At 27.6% G+C, this 20,734-nt stretch carries 19 protein-coding genes; 15 read left to right on the top strand and 4 right to left on the bottom strand.

Features of this window, described 5'->3' with window-relative positions; all coding sequences use genetic code 11:
* Nucleotides 1-2: 2 nt before the first annotated feature.
* The 8 genes from accB (at nucleotide 3) to ACQ3F0_RS06285 (ending at nucleotide 7,609) form a co-directional block, all read left to right on the top strand.
* Complete coding sequence (gene accB / locus ACQ3F0_RS06320; RefSeq protein WP_428864304.1) at nucleotides 3-485, top strand: acetyl-CoA carboxylase biotin carboxyl carrier protein; 483 nt, start codon at nucleotides 3-5, stop codon at nucleotides 483-485.
* A gap of 21 nt (nucleotides 486-506) precedes the next feature.
* Nucleotides 507-938 (top strand): 3-hydroxyacyl-ACP dehydratase FabZ, encoded by a 432-nt coding sequence (fabZ, locus tag ACQ3F0_RS06315; protein ID WP_428864303.1) that lies wholly within the window; start codon nucleotides 507-509, stop codon nucleotides 936-938.
* Between the two features lie 36 nt (nucleotides 939-974).
* The gene (locus ACQ3F0_RS06310; protein WP_428864302.1) at nucleotides 975-2,318 is read left to right on the top strand and encodes an acetyl-CoA carboxylase biotin carboxylase subunit; all 1,344 of its coding nucleotides are present in this window, start codon (nucleotides 975-977) and stop codon (nucleotides 2,316-2,318) included.
* A 27-nt stretch (nucleotides 2,319-2,345) separates the two neighbouring features.
* Complete coding sequence (gene accD, locus ACQ3F0_RS06305; RefSeq protein ID WP_428864301.1) at nucleotides 2,346-3,251, top strand: acetyl-CoA carboxylase, carboxyltransferase subunit beta; 906 nt, start codon at nucleotides 2,346-2,348, stop codon at nucleotides 3,249-3,251.
* Between the two features lie 33 nt (nucleotides 3,252-3,284).
* Nucleotides 3,285-4,229, top strand: coding sequence for an acetyl-CoA carboxylase carboxyltransferase subunit alpha (locus ACQ3F0_RS06300; protein ID WP_428864300.1), 945 nt, complete (start codon nucleotides 3,285-3,287; stop codon nucleotides 4,227-4,229).
* Between the two features lie 204 nt (nucleotides 4,230-4,433).
* Nucleotides 4,434-4,994 (top strand): RNA polymerase sigma factor, encoded by a 561-nt coding sequence (locus tag ACQ3F0_RS06295; protein WP_428864299.1) that lies wholly within the window; start codon nucleotides 4,434-4,436, stop codon nucleotides 4,992-4,994.
* Entirely contained in the window at nucleotides 4,981-5,376 is a 396-nt protein-coding gene (locus ACQ3F0_RS06290) for a hypothetical protein (RefSeq protein WP_428864298.1), read from the top strand. Before ACQ3F0_RS06295 ends, ACQ3F0_RS06290 begins: the two co-directional genes overlap by 14 nt.
* Nucleotides 5,360-7,609 carry a hypothetical protein gene (locus ACQ3F0_RS06285; RefSeq protein ID WP_428864297.1) on the top strand — a complete coding sequence of 750 codons (2,250 nt, stop codon included), beginning with the start codon at nucleotides 5,360-5,362 and terminating at the stop codon, nucleotides 7,607-7,609. The genes ACQ3F0_RS06290 and ACQ3F0_RS06285 overlap by 17 nt, the downstream gene beginning before the upstream one ends.
* Before the next feature lie 147 nt (nucleotides 7,610-7,756).
* Here the strand turns inward: ACQ3F0_RS06285 and ACQ3F0_RS06280 are convergent, their stop codons facing one another.
* Together ACQ3F0_RS06280 and ACQ3F0_RS06275 are read right to left on the bottom strand one after the other, a co-directional pair.
* On the bottom strand, nucleotides 7,757-7,891 hold the full coding sequence (locus tag ACQ3F0_RS06280; RefSeq protein WP_428864296.1) for a hypothetical protein: 135 nt from the start codon (nucleotides 7,889-7,891) through the stop codon (nucleotides 7,757-7,759).
* 187 nt (nucleotides 7,892-8,078) lie between these two features.
* Nucleotides 8,079-9,230 (bottom strand): GGDEF domain-containing protein, encoded by a 1,152-nt coding sequence (locus ACQ3F0_RS06275; protein WP_428864295.1) that lies wholly within the window; start codon nucleotides 9,228-9,230, stop codon nucleotides 8,079-8,081.
* Between the two features lie 163 nt (nucleotides 9,231-9,393).
* On the opposite strand from ACQ3F0_RS06275, the gene ACQ3F0_RS06270 reads away from it, so the two are divergent.
* Nucleotides 9,394-10,377 (top strand): biotin--[acetyl-CoA-carboxylase] ligase, encoded by a 984-nt coding sequence (locus ACQ3F0_RS06270; RefSeq protein ID WP_428864294.1) that lies wholly within the window; start codon nucleotides 9,394-9,396, stop codon nucleotides 10,375-10,377.
* A 36-nt stretch (nucleotides 10,378-10,413) separates the two neighbouring features.
* Here the strand turns inward: ACQ3F0_RS06270 and ACQ3F0_RS06265 are convergent, their stop codons facing one another.
* Entirely contained in the window at nucleotides 10,414-12,702 is a 2,289-nt protein-coding gene (locus tag ACQ3F0_RS06265) for a sensor domain-containing protein (protein ID WP_428864293.1), read from the bottom strand.
* 161 nt (nucleotides 12,703-12,863) lie between these two features.
* Between ACQ3F0_RS06265 and ACQ3F0_RS06260 the strand changes: the two genes are divergently transcribed.
* On the top strand, nucleotides 12,864-13,475 hold the full coding sequence (locus ACQ3F0_RS06260) for an amidase domain-containing protein (protein ID WP_428864292.1): 612 nt from the start codon (nucleotides 12,864-12,866) through the stop codon (nucleotides 13,473-13,475).
* Nucleotides 13,476-13,516: 41 nt separating this feature from the next.
* On the top strand, nucleotides 13,517-14,701 hold the full coding sequence (locus tag ACQ3F0_RS06255; protein WP_428864291.1) for a pyridoxal phosphate-dependent aminotransferase: 1,185 nt from the start codon (nucleotides 13,517-13,519) through the stop codon (nucleotides 14,699-14,701).
* Between the two features lie 19 nt (nucleotides 14,702-14,720).
* Here the strand turns inward: ACQ3F0_RS06255 and ACQ3F0_RS06250 are convergent, their stop codons facing one another.
* A complete protein-coding gene (locus tag ACQ3F0_RS06250; protein WP_428864290.1) occupies nucleotides 14,721-15,767 on the bottom strand; it encodes an FAD:protein FMN transferase in 1,047 nt (348 codons plus the stop codon).
* 309 nt (nucleotides 15,768-16,076) lie between these two features.
* Between ACQ3F0_RS06250 and ACQ3F0_RS06245 the strand changes: the two genes are divergently transcribed.
* The 4 genes from ACQ3F0_RS06245 to ACQ3F0_RS06230 all read left to right on the top strand — a co-directional run bounded on the left by ACQ3F0_RS06245 (nucleotide 16,077) and on the right by ACQ3F0_RS06230 (nucleotide 20,689).
* Entirely contained in the window at nucleotides 16,077-16,463 is a 387-nt protein-coding gene (locus ACQ3F0_RS06245; RefSeq protein WP_428864289.1) for a NusG domain II-containing protein, read from the top strand.
* Nucleotides 16,464-16,478: 15 nt separating this feature from the next.
* Nucleotides 16,479-18,851, top strand: coding sequence for an ATP-dependent DNA helicase (locus tag ACQ3F0_RS06240; protein ID WP_428864288.1), 2,373 nt, complete (start codon nucleotides 16,479-16,481; stop codon nucleotides 18,849-18,851).
* Nucleotides 18,852-18,927: 76 nt separating this feature from the next.
* Entirely contained in the window at nucleotides 18,928-19,209 is a 282-nt protein-coding gene (locus tag ACQ3F0_RS06235) for a hypothetical protein (RefSeq protein WP_428864287.1), read from the top strand.
* Between the two features lie 232 nt (nucleotides 19,210-19,441).
* Nucleotides 19,442-20,689: a competence/damage-inducible protein A gene (locus ACQ3F0_RS06230; RefSeq protein WP_428864286.1), complete on the top strand. Its 1,248-nt coding sequence runs from the start codon at nucleotides 19,442-19,444 to the stop codon at nucleotides 20,687-20,689.
* The last annotated feature ends 45 nt before the right edge of the window (nucleotides 20,690-20,734 follow it).

Raw genomic sequence — 20,734 nt, 5'->3', positions numbered from 1 at the left:
TTATGGAATATAAAAATATAGAAAAGTTGATAAAAATAATGAGCGAATCAGATTTAACAGAACTAGAAATTGATAGTGATGATATAAAGATAAAAATGAAGAAAGAAAAAGAAAGAGTACCTGTAATGGAAGTAGCTGAAGAAACTAGAATGGTGTCTAACGTTGTTGTTCAACAACCAGAAGTTAGTGTTGCAGATGTTCAAGAAGACACATTATCACAACCAGTAGTAACTAAAGATGATGGTCTTGAAAAAGTAAAATCACCGATTGTGGGTACATTTTATGAATCTCCATCTCCTGATGCTGATGCGTATGTATCAGTTGGAAGTAAAGTGAAAAAAGGAGAGGTTATTTGCATAGTTGAGGCTATGAAGTTGATGAATGAAATTGAAGCAGAATTTGATTTGGAAATCGTAGAAATATTAATTGAAAATGAAGGTATGGTTGAATATGGTGAACCTTTATTCAAAGTTAAAAGACTGTAAAAGTACAGGGGGAATTAATTTATGTTAACAATAAAAGAAATTCAAGAGATTATTCCACATAGATATCCATTTTTACTTTTGGATAAAGTTGAAGAAATTGAAGAAGGAAAGAAAATAGTTGCTTATAAAAATGTAACAATGAATGAATACTTTTTTCAAGGACATTTTCCTCAAGAACCAGTAATGCCTGGGGTACTAATTATTGAAGCATTAGCACAAGCTGGAGCAGTTGCTATTTTAAGTATGGAAAAATATAAAGGTAAAATAGCTTATTTTGGTGGAATAAATAAAGCAAGATTTAAGAAAAAAGTTGTTCCAGGAGATGTACTTAAACTGGAAGTTGAGATAATCAAAATAAAAGGGCCAGCAGGTGTAGGTAAAGCAATAGCATCAGTTGATGGTAAAAAAGCAGTTGAGGCTGAAATTATTTTCTTTGTGGGAGATAGCAAATAATTAGTAATCCTTATTAATTAGAGAGTAGGTGTAGTGTTGTTTAATAAAATACTCATAGCTAATCGTGGCGAAATTGCGGTTAGAATCATAAGAGCTTGTAGAGAAATGGGAATATCAACAGTAGCAGTTTATTCTGAAATTGATAAGAATTCTCTACATGTAAATTTAGCAGATGAAGCTGTATGTATCGGACCTCCAAAATCAAAAGATAGTTATTTGAATATGCAAAACATAATTAGTGCAACTGTATTAACAGGTGCTGAAGCTATCCATCCTGGCTTTGGATTTCTTTCTGAGAATAGTAAATTTGCAGAAATGTGTAATGAGTGTAATATAGTCTTCATTGGACCAGATGCTGAAGTTATGTCTAAAATGGGTAATAAAGCAAGAGCTAGACAAATTATGATAGAAGCAGAAGTTCCAGTTATACCAGGTGTTGATGGTGTACTACATAGCTATGAACATACTGAAAAAGAAGCAGATAGAATAGGATATCCAGTAATATTAAAAGCATCTGCTGGTGGCGGTGGAAGAGGTATAAGAATAGTTCATGAAAAAGAGGAACTAAAGAAAGCATATGAAACTGCCAAAACTGAAGCAAAAGTTTCTTTTAATGATGATACTATGTATATGGAAAAATTCATAGAAAATCCAAGGCACATAGAATTTCAAATATTAGCAGATAATCATGGTAATGTGATTCATTTAGGTGAAAGAGATTGTTCTGTTCAACGAAGAAATCAAAAGGTTATAGAAGAAGCACCATCTACAATAATATCTGATGATTTAAGAAGTAGAATGGGTCTGGCAGCTATTAATGCAGCAAAAGCAGTAAGGTATAAAAATGCTGGAACTATTGAATTTTTAGTTGATAAAAATGGTGAATTTTACTTCATGGAAATGAATACACGTATTCAAGTAGAACATCCAGTTACAGAATATATTACTGGTGTAGATATAATTAAAGAGCAAATTAAAATTGCTTTTGGAGAAAAATTAGAAAATCTTCAAGAAGATGTTTTAATAAATGGTCATGCAATTGAATGTAGAATAAATGCTGAAAATCCAGCTAAAGGATTTAGACCATCACCAGGAAAAGTTTCAGTAGTTGTAATACCAGGTGGAAATGGAGTAAGAATAGATAGTGCATTATATAATGGATATAAGATTCCGCCAACTTATGACTCAATGGTAGCAAAACTAGTTGTTCATGGAAATGATAGAATAGATGCGATAAATAAAATGAGAAGAGCTCTTGGAGAATTTGTTATAGAAGGTATAGATACTAATATTGAATTTCTTTATGAGATTTTAGGCAATGAAAAGTTTGTGTCTGGGGATTTTGATACATCCTTTATAGCAAAAGAGTTTAATTATTAATTTAAAATACTCTAGGGTTGGTGAAGAATGTTTAGAATAGATAAGGTTTTTAAAAAGACTAAGTATATTACACTTAAAAAAGATGAAATTGAGAATACTCAAGATTCAGAAGTCAAAGTAATAACAAAAGAAAAGAAAAACACAGATGCAAAGCCGAATATCCCCAATGGGCTATGGATAAAGTGTAATGACTGTGGAGAAGTTTTATATAAAAAAGACTTTGATGTGGATAAAAAAATATGTGTTAATTGTGGAAAACATTTTCGAATGGATGCGAGAGAAAGAATTTCAAGTATTATAGATGAAGGAACCTTTGAAGAATTTGATAAAAACATGAAGACAGTTAATCCACTTAACTTTGAAGGTTATGAGAATAAAGTTGATAACTATAAAAAGAAATCCAAACTAGAAGAAGCAGTAGTTACTGGTTGTGGAAAGATAAATGGTAAGAATGCTGTAATTGGCGTTATGGATAGCAATTTCATGATGGGAAGTATGGGTTCTGTACTTGGTGAAAAAGTTACCAGAGCAATAGAATATGCTACCCAACGTAGATTGCCAGTTATAATATTTACCGCATCAGGTGGAGCAAGAATGCAGGAAGGTATTTTTTCTTTAATGCAAATGGCTAAAACAAGCGCAGCAATAGCAAAACATGGAGAATCAGGACTATTATATATCCCAGTTTTAACTGATCCAACAACAGGTGGAGTTACTGCTAGTTTTGCAATGTTAGGGGATATAATAATATCTGAGCCAAATGCGTTAATAGGATTCGCGGGAAAAAGAGTTATAGAACAAACTATAAAACAAAAATTACCTGAAGGATTCCAAACAGCAGAGTTTTTATTAGAACATGGTTTTATCGATAAGATAATTCCTAGGACTGAAATGAAGGAAACTTTAGCGAGCATTATTGAAATACACCAATAGTGATTTTAATAATGATGATGGAGGTGTATTTAGATGTTGGAATGTGAGAAAGAGATATTTAGCTTACAAAAAAAGATTGATGATATAAAGAAATTTTCAGTAGAAAAAAATGTGGATTTTTCTTCAGAAGTAAAAAAGTTAGAGAGTGAATTAGAACATATCAAAAATAATGTTTATTCAAGCCTAACTCCAATGGATAAGCTAACTTTATCTAGAATGATTGAAAGGCCAACAGCATTAGATTATATAGAAAGAATTTTTGATTCATTTATTGAATTGCATGGAGATAGGCAGTTTAGAGATGATCCATGTATAATAGGTGGAATTGCAAAATTAAATGGTATGCCTGTAACTGTTATAGGACAGCAAAAAGGTAGAAACATAAAAGAAAATGTAAAAAGAAATTTCGGTATGCCAAATCCGGAAGGATACAGAAAAGCATTAAGATTAATGAAACAGGCAGAAAAATTTAATAGGCCAGTAATATGTTTTGTTGATACACCAGGTGCTTATCCAGGAATAGGAGCAGAAGAAAGAGGCCAAGGAGAAGCTATAGCTCGAAATCTAATGGAAATGTCAAATCTAAAGGTTCCAATTATCACAATAGTAATAGGTGAAGGTGGAAGTGGTGGAGCACTTGCTATGTCTGTTGCTGATGAAATATGGATGCTAGAGCATGCGGTATATTCTATTTTATCGCCAGAAGGCTTTGCCAGTATATTATGGAAAGACGCAAAAAGGGCAAAAGAAGCAGCAGAAATCATGAAAATAACAGCACAAGATCTATTAGAGTATAATATAATAGATAAGGTTATAACAGAACCTGTTGGTGGTGCTCATACTAATATTGATGAAGTAGCAGAACTTATAAAAGAAAAATTATTACTAGTACCTTTTAGTGAAATGAAAAATAATATTAATGATGTAACGCAAAAGCGATATGATAAATTTAGAAATATGGGAAAATTTGATGAATAAGTATTAATGATTTATTTGACTATAAAATATCTTTCATGAAAAGAAACTCTTAGGAGTTTCTTTTTGTTTAAGATATTTTTATTTTTTTTTGCAACCTTTTTTATATTATTAGCATCTATAATAATGTATAAGATAAATCTTAATTAAATTTATTAAATATAAAAATTAATAAGAAGCTCTGTAGGAATAAATAAGGAGAAAAATATGAAAATTGAATACTTGAATGAAGATTGTTTAATTCAGGCATTGAGAAAAAAAGATGATGAAGCTTTTAAATTTTTGCTAAAGAATTATGGAAGTAGTATCTTAAAGCTGTGCTTTTCTATTTTAAAAGATATACATTTAGCAGAAGATATTGTACAAGAAACATTTGTTAAGGTATATAACAAGATAGGGGAATTTAATGAACGATCTTCTTTGTACACTTGGATTTGCAAAATTGCAGTGAATGAGTGTAGAGGGAGGCTAAGAAAACAAAAAAAAGAGAAACTATTTTTTAAGATTCCCGAGATTAAATCAAAAGATAATGTTGAGGAACAAACAATAAAGAATATTGAAGGGTCAAAAATACGTAAAATAATATTTTCTTTGAAACCAATCTATAGAGAGATATTAACCTTATATTACATATCAGATTTTTCTGTAAAAGATATTAGTAGGATTACGGGAGAAAAAGAGTCTACAATAAAAAGTAGATTAAAAAGAGGTAGAGATATTGTTAAAGATGAAATTATAGAGGAGGTAAGAATATATGAAGAAAAATAAAACTAATATAGATAATAAAATAGATAAATATTTTGATGAAGAAATTTATTGTAAGTTGGAAGAGGATTTTAGAGATATACAACTATCATTTGATTTAGAAAATAGAATTTTGAACAATACAATAGATAAAAAACCGTCATTTTTGCAAAAAATAAAGAATGTTTTCGAAAAAGAAATTGAAATTTCAGGACCAATTATTGGGATATCAATGCTAGCTATTACAATAATTTTAGTAAACCCTTTTATTATTACAGAAAATATGAAAAAAACTAGTGGATTTATGGTTACTAGTAAAACTCGAGTTATATCTTTAGATGGATCAGGGTATATATTTTTAGATGACTCTTTTAAAGGAGGAGCTTTTGTTGAAAGTAAGAATTAAGTTAAAGAATTTAATATTTGTTATAATTATCTGTGTTATTTCTATAGCATTATTAATACCGCATGTCATTTATAAAAGAGCAGAAATGATTTCAGAAAAAGACCCAATTACAGCAAATTTGTTTTATGAAAAGTATATAAAACTAATACCATTTGGAAAAAATAGAGCAAAGGCGTTATATAGTATTGCTGAAAATATAGCACCTTATGAAAAATTAGTTGCTTTTAATAGTTTTCATTCCTTTGGATCTGGAAGTACAGGAATACCATTAAATAAACAGGCTCTTGAACTAGGAGAAAAATATTATTGGGAGATTATAAATAAATATGAGAATGAAGAATATGCAAGTAATGCATATAAAAAACTTGTTGATACGAAAATTGCACTATGTGATATAAAAAATGTTGATAAATTAATAACTCAGGGTAAGGATTCAAGTAATGATGATATAAATAGATTAGCTAAAAAGTATGAATTATTAAATCTAATAGTTAGAAAAGAGTATAATCGTGCTGAAAAAGGGTGTTTTAAGCTCTTAGAAAATAATAGCACTGATACAGATATTTATAGAATGCTTAGAGATATTTATTATTTCCAAGGAAATTTTAATGAATCTAAAAAGTATATAAAGAAGAGTCAAGAAGGAAATACTAATAACAATGTTTCCATATATCCAGTTTTATCTGGTGAATCATCATCTAACTATTTTGATGAAAAAAATTCTATAGATTTTGCTGAAGATTTTTATAATGGAAATAGTACTATAAAAGGAAAGGTGAAAAACATTGATAAGGGTATTCCCTATGTTATTGTAGAGTTAAAGGATAGTAGAAAGGACAGTTTAAATGAATGGAGTTCTCTTGTAGACGGTAAATTTGTTTATACTGATGAGAATGGAGATTTTGAATTTAATAATCTGTCAAAAGGAGAATATAGCATAGAAGTAAGAGTACCATCATTGTTTTTTGTGGATAATGAAGTTAATGTTAGTAAAACCATTTTTGATGATGGTTGGGTAAATATTGATGTAGATGAAACAAAAGAATTGGATGTTTCTTTTAATTCAGTTATTAATGTAACACAACCTAAAGGAATTGTAGAGGATTTAAATGAAGAAGTGGAAGTTAAGTGGTTATCTTATCCAGAAGCTTCATATTATAAAGTTGAAATAATAAGTTTTGATGATCCAGTAAATTTAACTGGTTCCAGATTTCAAAGTCCAATTAGTGATAAAATCTATACTAATGAATATAAAATTTCAATGAATGAAATAAAAAATACTAATACAGGATTTTCAACAGATGGAGATGGTATAATAAGTCCTCAAGCTTACTTTGGTTATACTTATCCCGGAAGTATTTTACCATTAGTTATAACGGCATATAATGATAAGGATAAACAAATTAGTACATCTTTGCCTTTGATAACAAATTTTAAGGATATTTCTGCTATAAAAATCAATGATGAAAATATTTTAAATGCAGATAAGTTAGTTTTAGAAGGAAAAGTAAAAGAAGCAAAAGAGGAGTATGAAGAATATTTAGAAGATAATCCAGATGATACTAGAGTACTTACAATATTAACAAAAATATATGATATAGGATATAGATGGGATAGAGAAAAACATGCATACATCGGTCAAGATAAAGTTAAGATGATTCAAATGGCAGAAAAAGTATATAAACTAACCAATGAACCTTCAATATTTAAGACTATTTACGATGGTATCTATAGGGATTTAGATAAAAAAGATGAGTTAATTTGGGCTAAAGATAAGATCAATAAGCTGCCTGAAGAAATTAAAGATGCCTCAATATATATAACATTAGCTAATATTGAAATAAAATTAGGTGATTTTGAGAAAGCAAATCAGTATTTTAATAAGGCAAAAGAAAAAGATAATTTTTATATTTCAGATGATAATATAATTACAAAATTATATCTTAAGGAGTATCAAGAGGCATTAAATCTTGTAACTCGGGAAGATTATAAAATATATTATAATGGGAATAAAGTGAATTTAATTCAATATTTGAAAAATATTATCAATAAAACATTTAATGCTAATGAGGAAAACGCTTTTGTTTCTATAATGAAAAGTTTATTAGTTAATAGTAGATTAAGTGAAAATGAAGATTTTAAGAAAGAATATAATACATTAAAATATAATATAAAAGATGATGATATGTTGAATTTACTAAAAGAATTGGAGAGAATCTTATATATAGGTTAAAGGTAAACTGAATACTAACAACCGTCAACTAAAAAAAGGAGTTCCAAAACGGAACTCCTTCTTAAGGGAGATTATGAAAATTCAAAAATAAGATAATACCATAGAATAAATTAGATCAACTGATGTTGTTTTACCTAATATGATTTATCAAGAAAAAAAATAGCTAAATAACAGTAAACACATTAGCATAAATGAAAAAACAATAGTAGAACTAATAATTAAATCTACTGAAATATTATCAAAAATGCTATTTTTTATAAATTCGTCCTCTTTATAATTCATTATGATTCACCTCCAGATATTTTAATTCTTACCAATACGGAGATATATATTCATAATTCAAATAATTTATAACAATAATTTTGGATTTATACTAAAGGATAATGAAAGTGGATATAAAAAAGTTTTAAGGATTGTAATAGAATCAGAAAAATAAATAAAGGTATGCAATGATAGCATACCTTTAGAGTTAATTAGAAGATTTGTTCTTTTTACACATATACATTTTTTTATCAACTTTGTGTATTAATTCATTAAAATCAATGTTATCTTCACCACTATAATTGAATGAACCATAAGAAAAAGAATATTTTATTTTTGTATTAGATGAGGCGTCTCTATAATTAAAACTTTGATTTTTAAAGCTATCAATAAGATTTGAGGTTGTTCCCTTATTGCTTAGCATGACGCAAAATTCATCACCGCCGTACCTGAAAATATTATCATCTCTACGTAAATATTTTTTTAATTGGCAAACAAAATCAATTAAAACTGCATCACCAATTACATGACCATATAAATCATTAATTTTTTTAAATTCATCTAAATCTAAGAATAAAAGAGTAAAAGGAGTTCCTTGAAGAAAGCTTTCTTTTAATTTTAATTCTAAAAAATTTCTGTTAAAAGCACCAGTCATAGTATCAGTAATTAGTTTTTTATTAATATCATGTGAAGATGTTTTTAAAAGTATAGCGCCATGAAGTGGAAGTATTAATAATGAAATAAATATAAGTCCCCATATGTTATAGGATTTATATGAGTAAATTAAAATAATTAATATTATGCTATAATAATATAAATAAGTAAATAAATATCTATATTTATATTCTTTAAAAGCATTACTATTCGTAAACAGGCTAATTATAGAAAGTGTTAAAATAATATTGAGAATATTATCAAAAATAACAAGTAGTAAAATATTTATTATAGTTAAAATTGATGATTCAATGGTAAAAAGATTCAATCCAATAGATACCAATTTAGCCAGTATAATATATTGGCTTATGTTATAAATACATTTCATATCAAATATACGATTATGTTCTCTTGATTTAAATTTAAGGTAAAGCTTTGATGATAGAACATAGAATATAATCATTAAATATATAAATATTAAAGGTTTGTGAATTATAGCAAAAATTGTGAATGGGCCAGTTAAAGATATACTAATGGAATTTTTATGATTTAATTGCATTATTTCTGTAAAGATAGTAACAAGAAGTATTATTAAAGATAATAAATCAAAAGATTCTATTAGTGATTCAGTAAAAAGTGAATATATAGCCAAAGCTATACTTATAGAAACTATTGAATAAAAGTATGGTTTGAACAATTTATTCATATATAATAGTTAACTCCTTTAATAGATATTTTCAATTTTCATAATGTTTGTCTATATTATACCATTTTTAGAACAATAATTTCCAGAGTAACAATTTTAATGATTAAATTTAATAATTTATTCTATAAAAATATGTATTTATCCAATACGAGGGGGTTAAAATATGAAGCAGAAAATACTAGAGTTATTAAAAAGACATTTTGGAGAATATATTTCAGGTCAAATAATAAGTGAGAAACTTGGAATTAGTAGAGCAGCTGTGTGGAAACACATGAATGCCTTAAAAGAGGATGGATATGAAATTGAATCAGTATCAAGAAAAGGTTATAGAATAATATCTACACCAGATGTATTGACCTATAATGAAATTGAAGATTTATTAAAAACTGAAAGTATAGGTAGAAAAATTGAATATTATAAAAGCTTAGATTCAACCAATAATTTTGTAAAGTCTAATGCTAGTAGATTAGAGGATGGAACTGTTATTATAAGTGAAGAACAAACAGCTGGTAGAGGTAGATTAGGTCGCTATTGGGTTTCACCTATGTATAAAGGAGTATGGATGTCTATAATCTTGAGACCAGATTTAAATCCTATTTATGTTTCTAAAATAACACAAGTAGCAGCTGCAGCTGTTAATAAGGCATTTTCAGATTTAGGAATTGAAAACAAAATAAAATGGCCTAATGATATTATTGTAAATAATAAAAAGGTTTGTGGAATTTTAACTGAAATGAATGCAGAAATGAATAGAGTTAATTTTATTGTAGTAGGTATTGGTATAAATGTGAATTTAGATATAGACGATATACCAGAAGATATTAGGTATAAAGCTACTTCTCTTAAAATAGAAAAAGGAATTGAAATCAGTAGAAAAGAAGTTGTTTCAAGGATATTGAACACTTTTGAAGAGTTATATAGAGATTTTGCACAAAACAATGATTTAAGGAAATCAATTGATATTTGTAGAGATAATTCAATTCTTATAAATAGAGAAGTTAAAATTATAGAAAGAACTAGGGAATATTATGCAAAAGTAACTGGATTAAACGAAGAGGGACATTTAGTTATAATAGATAATGAAGGTAAAACAAAAGAATTATTATCAGGAGAAGTTTCTGTAAGAAATAAAGAAGGATACATATAATAAAAAGAACCTAATGGTTCTTTTTATTATATGTATCTATTTTGATTCATCATAAATTTCTAATGGTTTTTTCATAAAATTATTAAAATCTTTAATATAGACAGGTTTAGAAATAAAATATCCTTGTACCATATCACAATTATTATTTGTTAAATATTCTAACTGACTAAGTGTTTCTACACCTTCAGCAATAACATGAAGGTTAAGGCTTTTGGCCATTGCAAGGATTGCATTGACAAGGGAATTGCTATCATTATTTTTATTTAAGTCATTTATAAAAGAACGATCTATTTTAAGGGTATTTACAGGTAATTGTTTCAATTTAGCTAGTGAAGAATATCCTGTTCCAAAATCATCCATTGAAACACTTATACCCATATCGGTAATAATTTTTAGTATTTTCAAAGTGTTTTCTGTATCACTTATTGCAATGCTTTCAGTTATTTCAAATTCTAAATATCTAGGATTAATATCAGTTTCTAATATAATACTTTCCACCATTTCTGTAAAATCCTTTTGTTCAAGTTGTAAAGATGAAATATTTATTGATATTATTAATGGTGATTCTCCGGCATCAACCCAAGATTTAATTTGTAAACAAGCTTGCCTTAAAACCCATTCTCCAATTTTAAGTATAAAATTAGATTTTTCAGCAATTGGAATAAATGTAGATGGAGGTACTTGTCCAAAGATTTTATTTTTCCATCTTAATAATGCTTCTGCTTTAATCAGTTGTTTTTTATGGATATCAATAATAGGTTGGTATGCTAAAGCTAGTTCATTGTTATTAATTGCTTTATTTAATTCGTTTTCTAGCTCAAAATTTTTATTCACAACTGATTGGAGTTTATTGGTATAAAAATTAATACAATCATTCATTGAGTAATCTTTATTGGTGATTGCAATACGAGCTTTTTGAATTAAATGATTCAAATTTTCACCATGATCTGGATAAACACTTATGCCAGTATTTGATGTTATAGATATTTCATAGTTATCAATTATAAATGGCTGTGATAATACAAATAAAATTTGTTGTGCTAAATTTTTTATGATGTTATCTTTTTCTATCTGCGTTGTAAAAACGACGAATTCATATTTATTTAAGAAAATTAAAGCATCATTATTAAAAAGCTCATTATTGATTCTTTCTGAAATTTTTATAATAAGCTTTCTTTCAAACTCATATCCTAATATCTCAGATGGTTCTTTAATCTTATTTATTTTTATGAATAGAATAGGCATTCTTTTTATATTGTTTTTAATTGAGTCATCAAATCTATCTTTTATATAATTGATATTTTTTAAACCTGTGAAAATATCAGTAAATGCAAGGTCTTTAATTTTGTTCTCAGCTATTTTGTAATCAGTTATGTCAAAAAGAAAGCCACCAATTAAGGGTTTTTTGTTTTCGCGGATTATAGGAAATTTTAAACACTTAAAATTAACTTTATTTCCAGTAGCATCTGTATAGATTTGTTCGTAAGAAATTTTACCTTCGTTTAACACTTTTTTATCGTACTTTATAGTCTCTAAAGTTTCAATTTTAGACATATATGTAGAAAAATATTTATTAGTTAGATTTTTTTCACCTAAAAAAGATTCTAAAAATTTGTTAGCGAATATATATTTACCATCTAAGTTTTTTATAAATAAACCTGCTTCTAAATGATTGGCAAATAAAGTGAACTTTTCGTTTGATTCTAATAATTTACGTTTAGATAGATTTTTTTCTGTTACATCAATTATTAGAGAATATAGATATACTTTATTACCTATATTTATTGGGCCATTAAAAACTTCAACATCCTTTATTTCGCCAGTTGAAAGCTTATGTTTAAATTCAAAACGCTGGGTTCTTTCATTAACTTCTAAGTTTATTTTATTTATAAGTGAATTATCATCCAAAATATTTATTTGGCTGATTTTTAATTGAATAATTTCTTCATGAGAATATTTATAAAAATCTAATGCTGCTTTATTTGCTTTGACAATATTTTTGGTATCAGGATCAATTATTAAAAAGGGAAGATGGTTATTATTAAATAAGCTACTATAGAATTCTTCACTCAGAATAAGTGTATTATGTGATTCAACAAGTGAATTTACTACATTTATAGTTATTAAATAAAGAAGCATGGATGTTATAATTATAAAAAGAATACCTTTAAAAGTTTGTATTATATTTACTGTATTAATATCATTAACTAAGAGATTTAGTAGATGATCGGAAAGTGAAATCCATAGAATTCCGAATATAAAGTATAGGAATACTATTTTAAATGATATTCTATTTTTACTGAATTTTGCTTTTGTTTTATTCATTTGAACCTCCCTATTGCAAGAATCCTAATATATATTATACCATGATTTAGATAAAGTCAGTCATAAATATAAAAAACAATTATCATAAAATAATTATTTCCTTTAACACAATAAAATAGAATTAATAAAATAAATTATAAAGAATTATTGGAGTGTTAGTAATGATATTAGGCTTTAAAAATAAAAGGTATTTGATGCAGTATAATAGAGAAAAAGCGGTTAGATATGCTATTCAGTATGCTAAAAAACCTAATACGATAAAATACCCATATTATAAAGGTAAAGATTGTGCTAATTTTGTTTCTCAATGTTTATATGAAAGTGGTATTAATGAAACTGGTGATAGATGGGATGATTTAGAATCGTGGTTTTGTAAATCAAATAATTCAAAAGAGTTAAAAAGAGTGTCTCTAACATGGAGAGCAGCGCGATATTTCAGAAGATATTGGGGAAATGAAAATGGTTTAGGAAATAATAGAGCGTATCAATATATAGAACTAATGCATAATGAAGTATTAGAAAATATAAATCAAATATATTCCTGGATAAACATTGGTGATGTTATTCAATATGGAAAACGCAAAGATGAATATAATCCTAGTCATACACAAATAGTTATTAATAAAAAATATAACAGACATAATAATAGGATGGATATATTTATGGCGCAACATTCAGAGAATAGGATTTATATTTCTTTATACGACTATATAAATCAATTTAATGATAAAGAGTTGAGGAGAGTATATTTATATAAAATAGCTAAAAAATAATGGTATAATGAGTAGTATATTAATAAAAAGGGGTGTTAAAAATGTTTTCTGACAAAATAGTAAAAAATCTAGAAAATTCATCATGGATTAGAGCAATGTTTGAAGAAGGGGCTAAACTTGCTAAAAAATATGGTCCTGAAAATGTTTATGATTATAGTATAGGTAATCCGTATGCTGAACCACCAAAAGAGGTTTTTGATTCTTTGAAAAAGCATACATCAGATGATGAAAAGGGACTTCATAGATATATGAGTAATGCGGGTTTTGTTGATGTTAGACAAAAACTTGCTAATAAACTTTCAGAAGAAAGCGGAGTAGAGTTATCACATGAGAATGTTGTTATGACTGTAGGGGCTGCAGGTGCGCTTAATGTTACATTAAAATCAATTTTAAACCCTCAAGAGGAAGTAATATTATTCTCGCCTTATTTCGTGGAATATGGAACTTATATTGACAATGTAGGCGGTAAGGCTGTTGTTATTTCTACAGATAAAAAAACTTTTGAACCTGATTTAGAAATATTAGAAAAATCAATTAATAGCAAAACAAAAGCAATAATAATAAATTCTCCTAATAATCCAACGGGAGTTATTTATAAAGAAGAAAAACTAAAAGCTATGGCTGAGCTTCTACTAAAAAAAGAAAGAGAATTGGGTATAAAGATTTATGTTATATCTGATGAGCCGTATAGCAGAATTGTATATGATGACGTGAAAGTACCATCTGTACTTGGCATTTTTGATAATGCTATTGTAGTTAATTCTTATAGTAAATCTTTAGGACTTGCTGGAGAAAGAATTGGATACATAGCAGCAAGCAGTAAAATTGAAAATATAAATATTTTAATGACAGCACTAGCATACTGCAATAGGACATTAGGTTTTGTTAATGCTCCTGCATTATTTCAAAAAGTTATAGGTGATGCTTTAGATGCCGCTGTTGATGTTAATGAATATAAAAAAAGAAGAGATTATTTATATGAAAATCTTACAAGATTAGGATTTGATATAGTTAAACCTGAAGGGGCTTTTTATTTATTCCCTAAAGCATTAATTGAGGACGATGTGGAATTTGTTAGAAGAGCACAGAAATATAATCTTTTATTAGTGCCAGGTTCAGGATTTGGATGTCCAGGATATTTTAGAATGTCTTATTGTGTGAAATTTGATATGATAGAAAGATCTATACCAGCTTTTGAAAAGCTTGTAGCTGAATTTAAAAAATAAAAAAGAGCCATGGGCTCTTTTATTTTTTAAATTCAGGATTTGTAATTTGTAAAGAATCTATACCAGATGATATAAAAACTTTTTTGTCACTATTTACAAAAATAGCATCTACACCATTTAATGATTCTATTAAATTCATACCTTTATCTATACCTAAAGTAAATAGAGTTGTTGATAAGCCATCAGCATCTATAGAATTATCCGCAATAATTGTCACACTCATTAATTTATTATCTACCGGATATCCAGTAAATGGGCTAAGTATATGGTGATAAGTTTTGCCGTCTACTTCTAAAAAACGCTCATAAACACCAGATGTGACAATTGATTTATTGCTTACTTTCAAAATTGCAAAATAATCGCCTCTTGAATCAAAAGGATTTTGCACGCCTATACCCCACTTTTCACCTGTTGTTTTATTACCTAGAGCAAATATATTTCCACCAAGGTTTATAATTGCAGAGTTAACATCTTTTGATTCTAGATATTCGGCTATCTTGTCAGCAGCATATCCTTTGGCTATACCGCCTAAATCAATTACCATTCCCTCTTCACTTAGTTGTATAGTTTGTTTTTCTTCATCAATTAAGATTTTTGTATAATCAATCTTACTTGTAGCTTTATCTATTTCTTTTTGAGAAGGTACTTTAGCAGATTCACTTCCAATTCCCCATAGTTGAACCAATGGACCGATTGTAATATCAAAATTTCCCTCCGATAAATTGGAGTAGTATTCACCTCTTTTTATAACTTCAAAAGTTTCATGAGAAACCATAACAGGGGATTTCCCAGCATTTTTATTGATTTTTGAGACTTCACTTTCTTCTATATTTATACTCATTTTTTCTTCAATATCATTTAAAATATTGAACATATCAGTAAACATATCATCGCTAGACTTATCGTATAATTTAATGCTTATATATGTGCCTAAAAAATAATTAGATTTCTCTTTAGGGGTATTTTCTTCAGAGGTGGCTTGAGGTTTCACTTTAAAAAACACTATTGTTAATGATATAATAATTGCAAAAAAGATTATAAATATAACTAATTTCTTATTTTTCATGTATGCCTCCGATAAAATAGATATTCTAAACCATAAATAAGATAAACTTATTTATCAGTTGACAGTTTGCAATTAACAGTGACCAGTTATAGATACCTTTCGATAAATCGAAAGCTTTAATTTAAATCTTTTTCTTTTGCAAAGCAAAAGGTCATAAAAAACTTAATTTTAAAAATTTCTGTAAGAAAATTATCATTAACTGTGAATTGTCAACTGAAAATTGTACACTTATTTCATATGTGTTTGATTATAGCATTAATAAAAGATAAAATAAAGATTGATAAAACTATAAAATAAACAGGTGATAAAATGAAAAAAGCAGATTTAATAATTATTGGTATTGCATTATTTGTAACAATAACTTTTTTTGGAGTAAAAGGATTGAATAAGTACTATGCTATAAAAAATTCTAAGAGTATATATGTTGAAATTCAAGTTAAAGGTGAAATATATAAAACAATACAATTAACAGAAGAAACAGAAGAAACTATATCAATAGAAACAGAATTGGGAAATAATACAATAATTATTCATAAAGGAATAGTAGAAATGTATGATGCTGATTGTAGAGACCAAATTTGTGTGAATGAAAAGCCTATGAGCAAAATAGGGGATATTATAGTATGCTTGCCACACAAGGTTGTTGTTGAAATTAAAGGTAATAAAGAAGCTAATATTGATGCTGTATCTAATTAAAAATAGGAGAATACTATGGTGGTTTCTAATGATACAATAAAAATATCTGTAAGAAATTTAGTGGAGTTTATATTAAAATCTGGGGATTTAACATCTACATTTGTTGGTAGTAGTAGAATGCTTGAAGGAACAAAAGCACATCAAAAAATACAGAAATCAGCAGGTGAAAATTATAAATCAGAGGTTCATTTAAAACATATATTGAATAGAGATGATATAAAAATTGAAGTTGCAGGAAGAGCAGATGGAATTATTATTAATGATGATGAGATAATAATTGATGAAATCAAAAGTACTACTAAGCCACTTGAATATTTGGAAGAAGATTTTAACATCAAGCACTGGGCTCAGGCTAAATGTTATGGGTATTTTTATTGTTTAGATAATGAATTAGATAAAATAAGTATTCAGATAACATATTATAATATTGAGACCAAAGGAATAAAGCATTTTAAAAAAGAGTATTCTATAGATGCATTAAAAGAGGACTTTGACTATTTAATTAATTCATATATAAAGTGGGCAAAAACTTTAAAAGAGTGGATGAAGAAAAGAGATAAATCAATTGAAATCCTAAAATTCCCATTTGAAGATTTTAGGGATGGTCAAAGGAAATTATCAGTTTGTACATATAAAACAATAGAAGAGGGAGAAACTCTTTTTGCACAAGCACCAACAGGTATAGGAAAAACAGTTGCAACGATATTTCCATCAATAAAAGCTATGCAAAAGGGATTTACTTCTAAAGTGTTTTATTTAACAGCAAAGACTATTACTAGAACTGCAGCAGTAAAAGCTTATGAACTGATGAAAGAAAATGGATTACGATTTAAAGTATTAACAATTACTGCGAAAGAAAAAATATGTTTTAATGATGAAGTAAATTGTGATCCAGAAAAGTGTAAATATGCAAAGGGACATTTTGATAGAGTAAATGAAGCAATATTTGAAATATATAATGAAGAAAATATTTCCAGGGAAAACATTGAAAAGTATGCTAAAAAGTACTGTGTTTGTCCTTTTGAATTTTCTCTTGATCTTGCTTTTTGGGCAGATGGAATAATCTGCGATTACAATTATGTATTTGATCCAAGGGTTCATTTAAAAAGGCTTTTTGGTGACGATGGTAGTGATTATGTATTTCTCGTAGACGAAGCACATAATTTAGTAGACAGAGCTAGAGAAATGTTTTCAGCTGAGTTGTTTAAAAAAGAAATTTTAGAATTAAAAAAGCTATGTAAGGAAGAAGCTAAAGAATTAACATCAATTTTAAACAAGATAAATAGTTATTTTGTAAAATTGAGAAAATTATGTGAAGAAAAGGGTAAATATATTACTGATAATGAATGCCCAAAAGAATTAATATCATTATTAATCAAATTTACTAACAAAGCAGAAAAGTGGTTGGTTGAAAATAACAATTGTAAAGAAGAGTTGAAAAAAGGAGTATTAGAAATATACTTTAATGCACTTACATTCATAAGAACTTCAGAAATGTATGATGAAAAATTTATTACTTACGAAGAACTGATTCCAAACAATGATGTAAAATTAAAATTATATTGTATGGATCCGTCAACTTTACTTAAGGATGCTATGGGAAGAGGAAAAGCAACTATACTTTTCTCGGCAACTTTAACACCTATGGATTATTTTCTTGATTTATTAGGTGGTAATGAAAACTCATATAGAGTAAAATTAAAATCACCTTTTAAAAGAGAAAATTTAAGTGTTTTAATTGATGGTAAAACATCTACAAAATATAGAAATAGAGAGTATACATATGGAAAAATTGCTGATAATATTTTTTCAGTTATAAAACAGAAAAAAGGAAATTATCTTGTGTTTTTTCCGTCGTATAAATATATGGATAATGTATTTTTAAATTTTAAAGAAAGATATGAAAAAATAAATATAATTTGTCAAAGTATTGGAATGAGTGAAGAGGAAAGAGAGAACTTCTTAAACAAATTTAAAAATGATAATGATAATAGTTTAGTTGCTTTTGCTGTGATGGGTGGGATTTTTGGTGAAGGTATTGATTTAGCAGGAGATAGATTGTTAGGTGCAATCATTGTAGGGGTAGCACTTCCACAAATTTGTTTTGAGAGAGATATTATAAAAGATTATTTTAATGAGAAAAACGGATTTGGATTTGATTACTCCTATGTTTATCCAGGAATGAATAAAGTGATGCAAGCAGTTGGAAGAGTCATAAGGACAGAAGAAGATAAAGGTGTAGCTTTATTAATTGATGATAGGTTTACAAGTAATAAATATACGAAATTATTTCCTTATGAATGGAATCATTTTTATAAAATCAAAAAACGACAAGATATTGATGTTTTTTTAAAAAATTTCTGGGAAAAGGTTGACATGAGAACATAAGTTCTTTATAATGAAAACATAAAGCATTATTAAGTCGAGAAAAGTAAAAATTAAATGCTTTATGGGAGGCTTATTCATGAAAGATAAAAGAACTTTAATAGTAAGAGTTAATTATAGTATAGTAGATAATGTCACTGAAAATAGACAGAAAAAACTTCATATCATAAAAGCAAATAATGAAAAGATATCTAAATATCTAATTGGTGGAGGATATTGCAACAAGTATGGAGGATCTTTTACTTTTAAAGCTAGAGACTTAAATGAAGCTAAATTAATAGCAGATAATAATTTATTTGTTAAAAATAAGCCTTATAAATATGAAATGTTGATAATGGATGAAAGAACTTTAATCGCATAGCCCATAAAAGCTTAATGCTTTTAGATAAATACTCACACATAGTAAGAAAAAATCATAAAAGTATTTGTTAAACAATACTTTTATGATTTACTTGCTTAATAATTATTGAATAAAATCTAATAAAATCCTTAAAATACTAACAACAGATTAAATTAAAATCTGTTGTTATTTTCATATTTTGGTATAATAAGCATAGAGACAGTTAAAATCTTTTTTGAGGAAGGAGTTTAATATGAGAGCAGAAATTTTAGCAGTAGGTACAGAATTGTTATTAGGAAATATAGTTAATACAAATGCTCAATTTTTAAGTCAAAGGCTTGCAGACTTAGGTATTGATGTATATAGACATACGGTTGTTGGAGACAATCCCGATAGACTGAAGAATGCAATCAAAGAGGCTTTTGAGAGAGCTGATTTGGTTATTACTACAGGAGGGCTTGGGCCAACAAAAGATGATTTAACAAAAGAAATAGCTTTTGAATACTTCAATAAAAAAGCTGTTTTAAATAAAGAATCATTAGAGAAGATTGAAAAATATTTTGAAAAACTAAATAGAGATATGGTAGATAGCAATAAAAAACAAGCATATTTTCCAAAGGATGTAACAATATTGGCAAACGATGTTGGTACGGCACCGGGTTGTGCTATTGATGAAAAGGGTAAAATTCTTATTTTATTACCTGGTCCTCCAAGAGAGATGAAACCAATGTTTGAAAATCACGTAATTACATATTTAAGTAAATATAGTGAAGATGTTCTTACTTCAAAGATATTAAGAGTAATGGGCATAGGTGAAAGTAAAGCAGAAGAAATGATAAAGGATATTATAGATGGCCAATCAAATCCAACAATAGCACCTTATGCTAAAGAAGGGGAAATGATATTTAGAATTACAGCTAAAGCAAAATGTGAGGAAGAAGGTTATAAATTAATCGAGCCTGTAGAAAAAGAAATAAGAGAAAGACTAGGTATTGCTGTATATGCAGAAGGAGAGACTACTTTGGAGACTACAGTAGGAGAGATGTTAGTAAAAAATCATCTTACTATATCCGTAGTAGAATCCTGTACTGGTGGACTTTTATCAGGAACAATTATCAATTATCCGGGAATTTCTAAAGTTTTTCTTGAAGGAGCAGTCACTTATTCAAATGATGCTAAAATGAAAAGACTGGGCGTTTCAAAAAAAACATTAGAAGAACATGGAGCTGTAAGTAGAGAGACAGCAGAAGAAATGGCAAAAGGGATGGCTCAGCGAGCAGAAACTAATATTGCAATTTCTACAACAGGAGTTGCTGGGCCTGGGGGCGGAACTAAAGAAAAACCAGTTGGACTAGTTTATGTAGGTTTATATATAAATGGTGAAGTAAAATCAAAAGAATTCCACCTTGTTGGAAATAGAGAAAAAATTAGATATACAACTGTAATGCGAGCTATTGAATGGTTAAGGAGAGAAATTATTCGATTGGTAGTTAACAGTTAGAAATAGATAAAAAGAGCCTTATGGTTCTTTTTATTGATTTATGTA

This window comes from Clostridium sediminicola (genome assembly GCF_050402865.1).
Lineage (GTDB): Bacteria > Bacillota > Clostridia > Clostridiales > Clostridiaceae > Clostridium_AF > Clostridium_AF sediminicola.
Note: the sequence above shows the minus strand (reverse complement) of the source record. Positions and strands in the feature narration are given on the sequence as shown.

Coding starts and splice junctions, on each gene's coding strand:
- accB (WP_428864304.1), top strand. CDS start 3: ATGGAATATAAAAATATAGAAAAGTTGATAAAAATAATGAGCGAATCA.
- fabZ (WP_428864303.1), top strand. CDS start 507: ATGTTAACAATAAAAGAAATTCAAGAGATTATTCCACATAGATATCCA.
- accD (WP_428864301.1), top strand. CDS start 2,346: ATGTTTAGAATAGATAAGGTTTTTAAAAAGACTAAGTATATTACACTT.
- ACQ3F0_RS06300 (WP_428864300.1), top strand. CDS start 3,285: ATGTTGGAATGTGAGAAAGAGATATTTAGCTTACAAAAAAAGATTGAT.
- ACQ3F0_RS06295 (WP_428864299.1), top strand. CDS start 4,434: ATGAAAATTGAATACTTGAATGAAGATTGTTTAATTCAGGCATTGAGA.
- ACQ3F0_RS06290 (WP_428864298.1), top strand. CDS start 4,981: ATGAAGAAAAATAAAACTAATATAGATAATAAAATAGATAAATATTTT.
- ACQ3F0_RS06280 (WP_428864296.1), bottom strand. CDS start 7,891: ATGAATTATAAAGAGGACGAATTTATAAAAAATAGCATTTTTGATAAT.
- ACQ3F0_RS06275 (WP_428864295.1), bottom strand. CDS start 9,230: ATGAATAAATTGTTCAAACCATACTTTTATTCAATAGTTTCTATAAGT.
- ACQ3F0_RS06270 (WP_428864294.1), top strand. CDS start 9,394: ATGAAGCAGAAAATACTAGAGTTATTAAAAAGACATTTTGGAGAATAT.
- ACQ3F0_RS06265 (WP_428864293.1), bottom strand. CDS start 12,702: ATGAATAAAACAAAAGCAAAATTCAGTAAAAATAGAATATCATTTAAA.
- ACQ3F0_RS06260 (WP_428864292.1), top strand. CDS start 12,864: ATGATATTAGGCTTTAAAAATAAAAGGTATTTGATGCAGTATAATAGA.
- ACQ3F0_RS06255 (WP_428864291.1), top strand. CDS start 13,517: ATGTTTTCTGACAAAATAGTAAAAAATCTAGAAAATTCATCATGGATT.
- ACQ3F0_RS06250 (WP_428864290.1), bottom strand. CDS start 15,767: ATGAAAAATAAGAAATTAGTTATATTTATAATCTTTTTTGCAATTATT.
- ACQ3F0_RS06245 (WP_428864289.1), top strand. CDS start 16,077: ATGAAAAAAGCAGATTTAATAATTATTGGTATTGCATTATTTGTAACA.
- ACQ3F0_RS06240 (WP_428864288.1), top strand. CDS start 16,479: ATGGTGGTTTCTAATGATACAATAAAAATATCTGTAAGAAATTTAGTG.
- ACQ3F0_RS06235 (WP_428864287.1), top strand. CDS start 18,928: ATGAAAGATAAAAGAACTTTAATAGTAAGAGTTAATTATAGTATAGTA.
- ACQ3F0_RS06230 (WP_428864286.1), top strand. CDS start 19,442: ATGAGAGCAGAAATTTTAGCAGTAGGTACAGAATTGTTATTAGGAAAT.